The sequence below is a fragment of the Duganella sp. 1224 genome (genome assembly GCF_013408245.1).
Taxonomy (GTDB): Bacteria; Pseudomonadota; Gammaproteobacteria; order Burkholderiales; family Burkholderiaceae_D; genus Rugamonas.
Genome location: NZ_JACBYS010000004.1, coordinates 52,412 through 64,873 on the forward strand (window position 1 = coordinate 52,412; position 12,462 = coordinate 64,873).

General features: G+C 65.7%; 10 protein-coding genes. 2 read left to right on the forward strand and 8 right to left on the reverse strand.

All coding sequences use genetic code 11. The features are described 5' to 3' along the window. Window positions 1–86 precede the first annotated feature (86 nt). Window positions 87–500 carry a VOC family protein gene (locus tag FHW58_RS18790; protein ID WP_179674701.1) on the forward strand — a complete coding sequence of 138 codons (414 nt, stop codon included), beginning with the start codon at window positions 87–89 and terminating at the stop codon, window positions 498–500. Window position 501: 1 nt separating this feature from the next. On the opposite strand, the gene FHW58_RS18795 is transcribed toward FHW58_RS18790, so the two are convergent. From FHW58_RS18795 to FHW58_RS18810, 4 genes are all read right to left on the reverse strand, one after another. Next, entirely contained in the window at window positions 502–1,182 is a 681-nt protein-coding gene (locus FHW58_RS18795) for a Fe2+-dependent dioxygenase (RefSeq protein WP_179674702.1), read from the reverse strand. Between the two features lie 81 nt (window positions 1,183–1,263). Next, window positions 1,264–3,639, reverse strand: coding sequence for a catecholate siderophore receptor Fiu (locus FHW58_RS18800; RefSeq protein WP_179674703.1), 2,376 nt, complete (start codon window positions 3,637–3,639; stop codon window positions 1,264–1,266). A 248-nt stretch (window positions 3,640–3,887) separates the two neighbouring features. Beyond that, a complete protein-coding gene (locus FHW58_RS18805; protein WP_179674704.1) occupies window positions 3,888–7,550 on the reverse strand; it encodes a response regulator in 3,663 nt (1,220 codons plus the stop codon). 120 nt (window positions 7,551–7,670) lie between these two features. Next, window positions 7,671–8,417: an alpha/beta fold hydrolase gene (locus FHW58_RS18810; protein WP_179674705.1), complete on the reverse strand. Its 747-nt coding sequence runs from the start codon at window positions 8,415–8,417 to the stop codon at window positions 7,671–7,673. A 202-nt stretch (window positions 8,418–8,619) separates the two neighbouring features. Here FHW58_RS18810 and fnr point away from each other — a divergent pair, with 202 nt between their 5' ends. Next, a complete protein-coding gene (gene fnr, locus FHW58_RS18815; RefSeq protein ID WP_179674706.1) occupies window positions 8,620–9,378 on the forward strand; it encodes a fumarate/nitrate reduction transcriptional regulator Fnr in 759 nt (252 codons plus the stop codon). Between the two features lie 76 nt (window positions 9,379–9,454). Here fnr and FHW58_RS18820 read toward each other — a convergent pair whose 3' ends face one another. The 4 genes from FHW58_RS18820 to FHW58_RS18835 are packed head-to-tail and all read right to left on the reverse strand — an operon-like array spanning window position 9,455 to window position 12,461. Further along, a complete protein-coding gene (locus FHW58_RS18820; protein WP_179674707.1) occupies window positions 9,455–9,952 on the reverse strand; it encodes a FixH family protein in 498 nt (165 codons plus the stop codon). A gap of 10 nt (window positions 9,953–9,962) precedes the next feature. Then, window positions 9,963–11,348 carry a cytochrome c oxidase accessory protein CcoG gene (gene ccoG, locus FHW58_RS18825; protein WP_179674708.1) on the reverse strand — a complete coding sequence of 462 codons (1,386 nt, stop codon included), beginning with the start codon at window positions 11,346–11,348 and terminating at the stop codon, window positions 9,963–9,965. Continuing rightward, window positions 11,345–12,307, reverse strand: coding sequence for a cytochrome-c oxidase, cbb3-type subunit III (gene ccoP, locus FHW58_RS18830; protein ID WP_179674709.1), 963 nt, complete (start codon window positions 12,305–12,307; stop codon window positions 11,345–11,347). The genes ccoG and ccoP overlap by 4 nt, the downstream gene beginning before the upstream one ends. Beyond that, on the reverse strand, window positions 12,300–12,461 hold the full coding sequence (locus FHW58_RS18835) for a CcoQ/FixQ family Cbb3-type cytochrome c oxidase assembly chaperone (protein WP_179674710.1): 162 nt from the start codon (window positions 12,459–12,461) through the stop codon (window positions 12,300–12,302). The genes ccoP and FHW58_RS18835 overlap by 8 nt, the downstream gene beginning before the upstream one ends. Window position 12,462 lies beyond the last annotated feature (1 nt).

The following is a 12,462-nucleotide window of genomic DNA, read 5'->3' on the forward strand; positions in this document are numbered from 1 at the left end:
GGAGGCACGCTGCTGACAAAAGGTGACAGGAGGGCTGGCTATAGTAGCGCCAGCAATGTTGCTCACCTTTCAGAAAGCGAGTTCTTATGTCCGTTACTGCCGTTACCCACATCAACCTGCGCGGCGAGGCGCGCGCGGCGCTGGCGTTTTATCAGGCGGTCTTCGATGGCGCGCTGACGCAGGTGACCTATGCCCAGATGGGCCAGGTCGCGCATCCCGCCGATGCCGAGCGCATCATCTGGGGCCAGGTGGTGGCCGCCAACGGTTTCCGCATCATGGCCTGCGATGTGGCGTCGGCGACGCCGTGGAGCGCGGGCGAAAACGCCTACTACGTGTCGCTGCGCGGCGATCACGTCGACGAGATCGCCGCGCTGTGGCGCAAGCTGAGCGAGGGCGGCACGGCGCTGCAGGCGCTGGCGCCGGCGCCGTGGACGCCGCTGTACGGCATGCTGAAGGACCGCTTTGGCGTGGTCTGGGTGGTGGACGTGGCCGTCGCCTGACTCAGACCTCGCTCCACTGGCGCAGCAGGTTGTGGTAGTGGCCGGTGATGCCGACCAGTTCCGGGCAATCGCCCAGCCGCGCGCGCAGGCTCTGGATGTTCTGGTCCAGCTCCAGCAGCATGCCGCGGCGCATGTCGTCGCGCACCATGCTCTGGGTCCAGAAGAATGAGCAGACACGGGCGCCGCGCGTCACCGGCTCCACCCGGTGGATGCTGGTCGACGGGTAGATGATGGCGTCGCCGGCCGGCAGCTTGACCTCGTGCTCGCCGTAGGCGTCGGTGACGATCAGCTCGCCGCCGTCGTACTCCTCCGGGTCGCACAGGAACACCGTGGTCGAGACGTCGGTGCGCACCCATTCGCCGCTGCCGGGAATGCGGCGCATCGACCCGTCCACGTGCGCGCCGTAGTGCTCGCCGCCGGCGTAGCTGTTGAACAGCGGTGGGATGGTGCGCAGCGGCAGCACAGCCGAGAAGTACAGCGGGTGGTTGGCCAGCGCCGTCAGGATGGTCTGGCCCAGCTGCTGCGCCAGCGGCGCGGTCTCCGGCAACTGGCGGTTCTGCTTGACCTTGGCGCCCTGCTCGCCGACGGTGGCGCGGCCGTCGATCCAGTCGGACGCGTCCAGCTGGCGGCGCATGGCGGCCACCTGCTCGCGGCTCAGCACACCGGGGATATGCAACATCATGATGAAGCTCCTCTACAAAGCAAAAACCCCGCCGCTACCAGGAACGACGGGGCCAGCAACACGGAAGCGGGAACCGCGCGCTTAGAACTTGAAGTTGGCCGTCAGGCTGGCCGAGCGCGGCGTGCCCGGGGTGTAACGGTAGCCCGACTTGTTAATCGCCTGCACGTAATCCTTGTCGCCCAGATTGTAGACGTTCAGGCGCAGGTCGACGTGCTTGTTGATCGGGTAGGCCGCCATGGCGTCGAACACCCAGTACGAATCGGCGTAGGCCGGGGTGCCGACGGCGCCGTCGGTGCCGCGCGCCAGCTTGTCGCTGAAGCGGGCGCCGCCGCCGATCTGCAGGCCGAACGGCAGCGTGTACGAGGTCCACGCGGTGAACGACTGCTTCGGCGTGTAGCTCAGCTGGTTCTCGCCGCTGGCGGTCACCACCTTGCCCGACTCGACGCTGGTCGACTGGTGCACATAGCCGGCGCTGATCAGCCACTTCGGCAGGATCTCGCCGGTCACGCTCAGCTCCACGCCCTGCACGCGCTTCTTGCCGGTCTGGTAGTACTTGGCGTCCACCGGGTCTTGCTCCACCTCGTTTTTCACCTCGGTGCGGAACAAGGCGCCGGCGAACGACAGCTTCTGGCCCAGCAGGTCCCACTTGCTGCCCACTTCATAGTTGGTGGTTTCCTGCGGGTCGAATTTCGGATTGGCGGCGCTGTTGGCGGCGGTGCTCAGCGCGAAGTTGGCGCTGCCCGGCGGCGCTTTCGACGACGCCACCAGCGCGTAGACGCTGCTGTTCTGGGTCGGCTTGTACAGCGCCGACAGCTTGCCGTTGACCAGGTTGTCGCCAGCCTCGATGCTGCTGCCCACCAGCGTGCCGACCGGGATCGTCTGCGGCGTTGTGACGGCCTGCACGGTGATGGCGTTGTAGCTGGTGTTGTAGTGGTCGACGCGCACGCCGCCGTTGAAGATCCACTGCTCGCCGAACTTGACGGTGTCGAACGCGTACACGCTCTGGGTGTTGGTGGTGCCCTCGGTGCGGCCGCCGTTGCGCTGCAGGTTGACCTGGGCGCTGCTGATCGGCGTGTTCGGGTTCGGGTGGTAGATGCTGGTCGGCGGCAGGCCGGCGGTGGCCGCCGGCGCGGTGTTGGCGTAGGTGTAGTTGATCTGCTTTTCGTTGGTCAGCTCGACGCCGCCCACCACCGTGTGCTTCAGCGCGCCGGTGACGAAGTCGGCGGTGACGGTGGTCTGGTTGGTCAGGATCTCGTTCTGCTGGTCCTTGGTGGTCAGGTTGGTGCGCAGCATGGTCCAGGTCGACGGATCGCTGCCGGCGACGTTGGCAGCCAGGTTGGCGTTGGTGGCCATGAACGAGGTCAGCAGGTAGTCCTGCTTGGTCTTGCCCCAGCGGCTGGTGTTGACCAGCTTGGCGCCATTGGCGAAGTCATGCTCGACCTTGACGGTGGCCATGTCGGCCTTGACGTTGTCGTGGTCCAGCACCGAGCCGTAGAAGTTCTTTGGATCGACCGGCGCGGCGCCGGCCATGAAGGCGAAGCTCTTGGCCGGCTTGGCCGGCGAGGTGGCGGTGGCCGGCACGGCGGCGATGTCCGGCGGCGGGGTCCAGCCCGGCAGGCCGATGGTCAGCACGCCGCCGTCCGGGATGTTGTCCTGCTTGACGTGGAAGTAGTTCAGGTAGACGCGGGTCGGCGAGTTCAGGCCGAAGGCGACCGACGGCGCCACGCCCCAGCGCTTGGCCTTGACGAAGTCACGGCCCGGGTTCTCGCTGTCCTGGTCCAGCAGGTTGAGGCGGAAGGCGGTGCCGCTGTCGGCGTCGATCACGGTGTTGATGTCGGCGGTGGCGCGGCGCTGCTTGCCGCTGCCGTAGGTGGCCGAGCCGAGGTAGGCGTTTTCCAGTTGCGGCTGCTTGCTGACCAGGTTGATCGAGCCGGTTGGCGAGGAGCGGCCGTTGTCGGTGCCGGCCGGGCCTTTCAGCACGTCGATCTGTTCGATGTTGAAGGTGTCGCGCGAGATCGAGCCGATGTCGCGCACACCGTCCACGTAGATGCTGCTGGAGGCGTCGAAGCCGCGCATGTAGATGGCGTCGCCGGTGTTGGTCGAGCCGTTTTCGCCGAGGAAGAAGGCGCCCACGCCCGGGGTGTTGCGCAGCGCCTCGGTCAGCGTGGTGGCGCCCTGCTGCTCGATCAGTTCTTTCTTGATGACGGTCAGGGTCTGGGCGGTGTCGACCAGTTTTTCGGTGTACTTGGCGGACGACGCGCGTTCGGCCTTGAAATCATTCTCGCGCGAGCCGTTGACCTGCACTTCCTGCATGGTCTGCGGCTTGGCCTGGTCGGCGGCGTCGTTGGGGGTGTCGGCGGCGTGGGCGGCCACCGGCAGCAGCATCGCGGCCAGCGCGGCGCTCATGTGTTGGTGGAAGCGCGTCTGCGCATGTTTGCGACTCTTGATCATTGCCATGTGCTTCTTTCGTCCAAAAGAGAAGGCTGGCTGCGCTGTGAAACAGTGTTCATGCCGCGTCTGGCTTGCCGGTTCATTAGTAAATTAGTGGGAAATATTGTAACAATAAAATACCGAAACGTAAATGCGAATTATTATCAATATGATTTATGGATGTGCGCGGGCGGGGGGAAACTGTTGCGTAAACGCCTAAAAGTTGTGCAGCCGGGCATGTTGCCCGGCGCACAAACGCTTACATCTGTGTGGAATCAGGGTTGTTGACGGTCGAGCCAGGCGCGGGCTTCGGCCAGCGCGCGTTCCAGTTCGCTGCGCACTTGCTGGTAGCGCTCGGTGATGGCGTCTTCACGCTGGTCCTGGATGGCGTCTTCGGCGTCGATGGTGGCCTGGATCAGCCGTTTGGCGCCCAGTACGCCGACGGCGCCGCGCAGGCCGTGGAACAGCTTGGCGGCGTCGCGCAGCCGGCCTTCGCGCAGCGCCTCGCCGGCTTGTTCGACCGGCGCCATGCCGGCGTCCAGCGCGCCGCGCACCATCTTGTACAGGGCGGCGCGGCCCTTGGCGTCCTTGCCCATCACGCGCATCAGGCCGTCCATATTGAAGACGGGGAGATCGCCGGCTGGCGCTGGCGGGCTGACCAGCTTGGGCGGCGGTGCGGGTTGCTGTTGCGGTGCGCCGGCCAGCGGGACCGCCACGGAGGGGGCGAACACCGGGGCCTGGGCGGCGGCGGCCATGGAGGCTAGCAATTCGTCTTCAATGGCGGCCGGCGTCGGCGCGGGCGCTGGCGAGGACATCGGCGGCACGGGCGGCGCTGCCGCCTCGGCGGGCGCCGGGGCCGGGGCGGGCGCGGATGGTGGCGGCGGCGGGGCGTGCTTCGGCAGATGGCGTTTCAGCACCGCCAGCATCTCGTCCACCTCGATCGGCTTGGGGATGAAATCGGTGATGCCGGCCTCGCGGCTGCGATCGCGTTCGGACTCCAGCACGCCGGCCGTCATCGCGATGATCGGCAAGTCCAGTTGCAGTTCCTGGCGCAGGATGCGGGTGGCGGTAAAGCCGTCCATCACCGGCATCTGCATGTCCATCAGCACCAGGTCGTAGTCGGCCGCGCGCTCGCGCATGATGTCGACCGCCTGGCGGCCATCACCGGCGATGTCCAGCGTGGCGCCGGCGTGTTCCAGGATGCCGCGCGCCACCGCCTGGTTCAGCAGATTGTCCTCCACCAGCAGGAAGTGTATATCGGCCAGCGTGCCGACGATGCCGGTGTCCGGCACCGCCTGCTGATCGGCCTCGCCCTGCGTGGCCAGCGCCTGGTGCAGCGCGTCGAACAGGTTGGAGCTGGTGATCGGCTTGACCAGCACCACATCCGCCTCCGGCGCGTGCGAGATCTCCTCGATGCGGTCGCGCGCGAAGGCGTTCAGCATCACCACGATCGGTTGCGGCTTGCCGTTGGCGGCGGCGCGGATTTCCTTGGCCGTCGCCAGCCCGTCCATGCCCGGCATGTGCCAGTCGGCCAGCACCACGTCATACGGCTGCTGGTGATCGATGCTCTGGCGGTAGCGGCGCAGCGCGGCCTCGCCCGAATCCACCTCGTCCGCCTGCCAGCCCCAGGCGCGGATCAGGCGCGCCACCAGGTCGCGGCTGGTGCGGTTGTCGTCCGCCACCAGCAGGCGGCGCTGGCCGAGCGCCGGCCGGCGCCGCTCGTCGGTCTGGTCGGCCTGGATGCCGAACGGCAGACTGAACCAGAAGGTCGAGCCCTGCCCCGGCTTGCTGTTGACGGCGATCTGCCCGCCCATCAGCTCGATCAAACGCTTGGTGATGGCCAGTCCCAGGCCGGTGCCGCCAAAGCGTCGCGTGATGCTCTGGTCGCCCTGCGAAAAAGCGTTGAACAGCTGGCCCAGCTGGCTGTCGGTCATGCCCATGCCGGTATCGCGCACCTCGAAACGCAGCAGCGCGCTCTGGTCGTCGCGCGCGGTCAGCTGCACGCTGACCACCACCTCGCCCTGCTCGGTGAACTTGATGGCGTTGCCGGCCAGGTTGACCAGGATCTGCTGCAACCGCATGGCGTCGCCGTACAGGCGGTTGGGAATGGCCGCGTCGACGCTGATGGCCAGCTCCAGTTCCTTGTCGCCGGCGCTCATGGTCATCATCGTCGCCAGCGAATTCATGGTCTCGTCCAGCGTGAAGTCGACCGGTGACAGTTCCAGCTTGCGCGCCTCGATCTTGGAAAAGTCCAGCACGTCGTTGAGGATGCCCAGCAGCGACTGGCCGGACACGCGCACCATGTTCAGGTACTTGCGCTGCTGCGGCGTCAGCTGCGTGTTGCCGAGCAGGTAGACCATGCCCAGCACCGCGTTCATCGGCGTGCGGATCTCGTGGCTCATGTTGGCAACGAAATCGCTCTTGGCGCGGTTGGCGGCCTGGGCGCGGTCGCGCTCGCGCTCCAGCTCCAGCGCGCGCGTCTCGATTTCCTGTTGCAGGCGGTGGCGCTCGGTGATGTCGGAAATCACCGCCAGCACCTTGGTGCCCTGGTCGGTGCGCACCGCGCTCAGGTTGACCTCGACCGGAAACTCGCTGCCGTCGCGGCGCCGGCCATAGGTGGCGCTGCCGTCGCCCATGCGCACCGGCTCGGCGCTGAGGCGGTCGGCGAAGAAGCGGTGGCGGTGGCCCACGTGCTGCTTGCGCAGGCGCTCCGGCACCAGGATTTCCAGCGGCTGGCCCAGCACCTCGTCGCGCGGGTAGCCGAAGCAGCGCTCGCCCTCGCGGTTGAAGGTCTCGATGCGGCCCTCCACGCCCACCACCACGATGGCGTTGGGCGCGAATTCCACCAAGCTTTGCAGGCGGGCGTCGGCCGCCAGCCGTTCGTGCATCAGGTCGTTGAAGGCGGCGGTCAGCTGGCCGACCTCGTCGCGCGCGTGCACCGGCAGCGGCGTGAAGCGGCCGGGCTCGGCGCGCAGGCCGACGATGGCGTTGCGCAAGCGCGCCAATGGCGCCAGCAGGCGCACTGTCAGGATGCTGATCATCACGGCGGTCAGCACCGCCGCCACGCTGCTCCAGATCAGCAAGCGCTTGATCACGCCCTCGAACGGCTCGAACGCTTCCTCGATCGGCATCGACGTGGCCAGCAGCCAGTCGACCGACTTCAGCTGCTTGTAGCTGTTGAGCGTGGGCTGGCCCTCGCCCATGCCCAGCGCCGTGCCCTCGAAGCCGTCGCGCAGCGCGCGCGTGGTGGCCGGATTGGCGTTGGCATCGCGCGGCTTGAGCAGCCGCGTGATGTCGGGATGCAGCACGTACACCGGCTGCTCGCCGCGGGTCAGCGCGAAGTAATAGCCGTGGTTGCCGACCTTGGCGGTGCGCAGATGGCCCAGCACATTGTCCTTGTACAGCCGCAGCACGCCCACCAGCACGCACACCACCTCGCCTTTGTCGTTGAGCACCGGCGCCACCATCTGCACCACCGGCTGCTTGTTGGCGCGGCCGATGATGGGCTCGGTGATCAGTGGCTTGTGGGTGCGCATCACCGCCTTAAAGTAGGCGCGGTCGGAGGCGTCGATGCCAACCCGGCCCGGCACCAGCGGCAGGTCGGAAATCACCTTGCCTTGCGGGCTGATCACCAGCAGGTCGTCGAACAGGGCCAGCACGGCGCGGTTCTGGTAATACTCGCGCAACTGCTCCTCGGAACTGGCCAGCGCCGGCGGCTGGTTGCGGGCCGACAGCGCGATGATGTCCAGCAGCATGGTCAGCTTGTCGTCCAGCTCTTGCGCGGTGCGGTTGATCAGCGTCGTCTGTTGCGTGAACAGCACGCGGGTGTAGTCCGCCTTCATGCGCTGGGTCTGCACCAGCGTGACCAGGCCGATCATCAAGACCGAAGTAATGCTGGTGACGAGCGCGACTTTAGCCTTGATGCCGAGTGGCTTCATATCATCCTTGACGTATGCAGGGGCTGGCTTGATTCTCCTATCAAAGACTGGCGTTGGCAAGAACGAAAAAGCAGGCGTGCCCAGGGGCATGCCTGCTTGGCTTTTAAGCTGAAAGTGCGCTTAGCGCTGGGCGGCGGCGATGATCACCTCGGCCACCTTGGCCGGCTGCGACACCATCGGCACGTGGCTGGTCGGCAGCGTGGTGACGGTGGCGTTGATCTTCTTGGCGAAGGCCTGCTCCAGTTCCGGCGCGATCATGCGGTCCTTGCTGGCAACGATGTAGTAGTTGGCCTTGTTTTTCCAGGCGGCCACGGTGGTGGTGTCGCCGAAGGCCTTGGCGGCAATCGGGCCCTGGGTGGCGGCAATCATTTTTTTCTCGGCCGCGGTCACGTCCTGGGCGAAGTTCTGTGCCACCGAGTCGGCGGGCAGCCACAGGTAGCCGCCGGCGTCGGCCTTCAGCGTGGCGATGCCAGGCGGCACGGCGTAGTCCTTGCCCAGATTGGCGGTGGCCTCGCCTTCCGACGGGGCGAACGCGGCCACGTAGACCAGCGCCTTGATCTTGTCGCTGGTGCCGGCCTCGGTGATCACGGTGCCGCCCCACGAGTGGCCCACCAGCACCACCTTGCCGGTTTGCGCGTCCACCACGCGCTGGGTGGCGGCGACGTCGTCGGCCAGCGAGCTCAGCGGGTTTTGCACGGCCACCACCTTGTAGCCTTTGGCTTCCAGGATGGGGATCACTTTGCTCCAGCTGGACCCGTCGGCGAAGGCGCCGTGCACCAGCACGATGGTGGTGTCGTTGGCGGGCGTGGCGGCGTGGGCGAAAGCGGTGGCGGCCAGCAGGGCGGCAGCGATGAGGGTACGTTTCATGGTCAATCTCCTTAAATTAGTTAGCGATTAGATCGGTTGCGATGTGTTGATGGTTGAACTATAGCGAGCAATTCAATCGCATGCAAGTGGTTTTTGAAAAAATATTTTCAGCGCCCCGCGTGGTCCGCCGCCGACGTGAATACCTGAACGGCCAACTGCGGAATTGCCGCCCGAACGGCGGTTGATGGGCTACACTAGCCGCATGATACGAGAACTTCCTTCGCTGGTGATTCCCGGCGCGACGATAGAGGTGCTGAAGGCGAGCTGCGCGTCATGCAGCATGCATCAGCTGTGCTTGCCCATGGGGCTGGACAACAACGACATGGAGCGGCTGGACCAGATCATTGGCCGCCGCAAGAAGGTGGCGCGCGGCGCCACGCTGTTCCGCATCGGCGACACGTTCCAGAATCTGTATGCGATCCGGCTGGGGCACTTCAAGACCTATCAGGTCAATCGCGAGGGCGCGGAGCAGATCACCGGTTTCCAGATGGCCGGCGAGCTGCTGGGCATGGACGCCATCAGCGCCGACCAGCACCATTGCACCGCCATCGCGCTGGAGGACAGCGAGGTGTGCGAGATTCCGTTCAACACGCTGCAATCGCTGCTGGGCGAGATGCCGACACTGTTGCGCCATTTCCACCGCATGATGAGCCAGGAAATCACGCGCGAGCAGAGTGTGATGCTGTTGTTGGGGAATATGCAGGCGACCCAGCGCTTTGCGGCGTTTCTGGTGAATTTGTCGTCGCGCTATGAGGCGCGGGGGTATTCGCCGACTACTTTCCAGCTGCGCATGTCGCGCGAGGAGATAGGCAATTACCTGGGGCTGACGATTGAGAGCATCTCGCGGCTGCTGTCCAGGTTCAAGAAGGAAGGGTTGGTGCGGGTGAGCAATCGCGAAATTGAGTTGCTTGATCCGCGCATGTTGAAGGCGATCACGGCCGGCACGGAAACCTGCGGCTAGCGCGGCACCCGCGCAACCCGCACACCGCTGCGGCCAGGGTCTGACCCCTTGGGGTCAGACCCTTTCGTTTGGGGGTTCAATCAGGCGATAGCGTAATGCCGCGGTTGGCCGGCCACACCCAGGCGCCGGCCAGGCGCCACTCGCGTTTGCCGCCCTCCACCAACACCACCCAGCGGCTGCGCTCCAGCATCGGCAGCGGCACGCTGAAATGGCCTTCGGCGTCCGGCACCAGCAGCAGCTTGATGTCCTTCTCCGGCTGCGTGGCGTGCGACAAATGCAGCATCAACGGCCCGGTATCAGCGCGATTGATACGCCCGCTCAGCGCGCCGCTGGCCGCGTCGTAGCCCAGCGTCATCGCCAGCCCCATCTGCGCCGCCACACGGTCGCGCCGCAAGTCCTGGTTGATGGCCTTGCCCTGCTTGTAGTAATCGCCGACCACCTCCGCATCGGGCGTCCTGATCGCCAGCCAGGCGGTATAGCTGGTGGCCACCATCACGGTCGCCGGGCCCAGCATCAGCAGCCACGGCCAGCGCTGTTTCCACCACGGCGTGACCGGCAGATTGAGAACGGACATCTTCTTCTCCTTAACGCGGCACGATGAAGACCGCGGATTCTTGCACATGCAGCGACGGATCGTCGACTGCGGTCAGGGTGACTGCAATTTTGTTCGAGCCGGCATGCCCGGCCCCATGTGCCGCGCGCAGCCGCACCGGATGGGCGCGCGTTTCGGTGGCCTCCACCCGCACCGTATCCGCATCCGCCACGCGCAGCGTGTCGATGCCGCTGACGGCGATCTTGTACACGTGTGCCTGTTCAGACGTGTTCATGATCTGCAGACGGTAGACATTTTCGATCATGCCGTCCTCCACCTCGCGGCCCATCGAGCCACGATCGCGGATCACGTCCAGCTTGAGCGGCATGCGCAGGTACAGCGAGGTACAGGCCGCCAGCACGATCAGCCCCAGCACGGCGGTATAAATCTTCACGCGCGGACGCAGCGCGCGGCGGCGAATTTCGGTCGGCGTCAGATGCTCGTCCATGGCGCGTTCGGTGCTATAGCGGACCAGGCCGCGCGCCTGGCCGGTCTTGTCCATTACCGTGTTGCAGGCGTCCACGCACGAGGCGCAGCCGATGCACTCGTACTGCAGGCCATTGCGGATGTCGATGCCGGCCGGGCACACCTGCACGCACAGCGAGCAGTCGATGCACGAGCCGCCGTTGCCGTTGCCATTCCTCGACAGCGGCGCGCGCGGTTCGCCGCGCCGCGCGTCGTAGGTGATGATCAGGGTGTCGCGGTCGAACATCGAGCTCTGGAAGCGGGCATACGGGCACATGTATTTGCACACCTGCTCGCGCATCCAGCCGGCGTTGCCGTAGGTGGCGACGCTGTAGAACAGCACCCAGAACCATTCCCACGGACCAAAGCTCAGCGTCATCACCTCGCCCAGCAGCGACCGGATCGGCGTGAAGTAGCCGACGAAGGTGAAGCCGGTCCACAGCGCCACCGCGCCCCAGGCCAGGTGCTTGGCGGTCTTCTTGCCCAGCTTGCGGGCCGACAGCGGCTGGCGGTCCAGCGCGATGCGGGCGCTGCGCTTGCCTTCGATCTTGCGTTCCAGCCAGAGAAAAATCTCGGTGTACACCGTTTGCGGGCAGGCGAAACCGCACCACACCCGCCCGGCGATCGCGGTCGCCAAAAACAGCAGGTAGGCGCTGATGATCAGCAGCACCGCGAGGTAAATGAAGTCCTGCGGCCAAAGGACCAAGCCGAAGATATAGAACTTGCGCGCGCCCAGGTCGAACAGCAGCGCCTGGCGACCGTTCCACTGCAGCCACGGCGTGCAGTAGAAGGCCAGTTGCGTCAGCCACACGAACAGCCAGCGCAGGCGGGCGTAGCGGCCGTTGATCTCGCGCGGATAGATCTCCTCGCGCGCCGCGTACATCTTGATGACTTGTTCCCTTGGTGCGTTCATTTTTCAGCTGCCACGGGTGGGTCGGCGGGCGCCGCTGCGGCGGCTTCGGCCGGGTTGTTCGACAGGCTCCACACATAGGCCGCCAGCACGTGCACCTTGGCGTCGCCGAGGAAGTCGGCAAACGCCGGCATGGTGGTGGTACGGCCCTTGTTGATGGTTTCCTTGATGGTCTCCACGCTGCCGCCGAACAGCCAGATCTTGTCGGTCAGATTCGGCGCGCCCAGCGTCTGGTTGCCTTTCGTATCCGCGCCGTGGCAGGCCATGCAGGCGCCAAACTTGCCCTTGCCAAACACCGCCTTGATCGGATCGTGGGTCGAGCCGGACAGGCTCAGCACGTAGTTGGCGACCGCCTCCACGTCCTTGTCGCCGCCGAGCGCCGCGCCCATCGGCGGCATGACGCCGGTGCGGCCATGCAGGATGGTTTCCTTGATGGTTTCCGGCGCGCCACCGAACAGCCAGTCCTTGTCGGTCAGGTTGGGGAAACCCTTGTTGCCGCGCGCGTCCGAACCGTGGCATTGCGCGCAGTAGGTCAGGAACAGGCGCTCGCCGATGGCGTGGGCCTGCGGATCGGCCGCCACCGCCTTCAGGTCCTGCTGCTGGTACCTGGCGAACAGCGGGCCGAACTCGGCATCCGCTTTCGCCAGCTCGGCCTGGTACTGGCCGCTGGATTTCCAGCCCAGTTTGCCGGCATAGCTGCCCAGGCCGGGGTACAGGAACAGGTAGGCCAGCGCGAACACGATGGTGATGTAGAACAGCCACATCCACCAGCGCGGCATCGGCGTGTTCAGCTCGGTCAGGTCTTCGTCCCACACGTGGCCGGTGGTGTCGACCTTGCCGTCGCCGGTTTTCACGACGCGCACTTTCGATTGCGAGTACAGCAGGATGCCGCAGCCGATGATGCCCAGCAGCGTCAGCGCGGCAATGTACAAGTCCCAGAAGCCGTTGGTGAAATCAGCCATGGCGGGCCTCCTCGTCGTCGTCGAACGGTAGCGCGGCTGCGGCGGCGAAATCGGCGTCCTTGTGGTGCACATAGGTCCACCACAGGATGCCGGCGAAGGTGATGAACGACACCACCGTCATCACGCTGCTGGCGTGGTCAAACAGGATATCCATG

Excerpts from the sequence above, each read along its gene's own strand:
- FHW58_RS18790 (WP_179674701.1), top strand. The coding sequence starts at position 87 with ATGTCCGTTACTGCCGTTACCCACATCAACCTGCGCGGCGAGGCGCGC.
- FHW58_RS18795 (WP_179674702.1), bottom strand. The coding sequence starts at position 1,182 with ATGATGTTGCATATCCCCGGTGTGCTGAGCCGCGAGCAGGTGGCCGCC.
- FHW58_RS18800 (WP_179674703.1), bottom strand. The coding sequence starts at position 3,639 with ATGGCAATGATCAAGAGTCGCAAACATGCGCAGACGCGCTTCCACCAA.
- FHW58_RS18805 (WP_179674704.1), bottom strand. The coding sequence starts at position 7,550 with ATGAAGCCACTCGGCATCAAGGCTAAAGTCGCGCTCGTCACCAGCATT.
- FHW58_RS18810 (WP_179674705.1), bottom strand. The coding sequence starts at position 8,417 with ATGAAACGTACCCTCATCGCTGCCGCCCTGCTGGCCGCCACCGCTTTC.
- fnr (WP_179674706.1), top strand. The coding sequence starts at position 8,620 with ATGATACGAGAACTTCCTTCGCTGGTGATTCCCGGCGCGACGATAGAG.
- FHW58_RS18820 (WP_179674707.1), bottom strand. The coding sequence starts at position 9,952 with ATGTCCGTTCTCAATCTGCCGGTCACGCCGTGGTGGAAACAGCGCTGG.
- ccoG (WP_179674708.1), bottom strand. The coding sequence starts at position 11,348 with ATGAACGCACCAAGGGAACAAGTCATCAAGATGTACGCGGCGCGCGAG.
- ccoP (WP_179674709.1), bottom strand. The coding sequence starts at position 12,307 with ATGGCTGATTTCACCAACGGCTTCTGGGACTTGTACATTGCCGCGCTG.
- FHW58_RS18835 (WP_179674710.1), bottom strand. The coding sequence starts at position 12,461 with ATGGATATCCTGTTTGACCACGCCAGCAGCGTGATGACGGTGGTGTCG.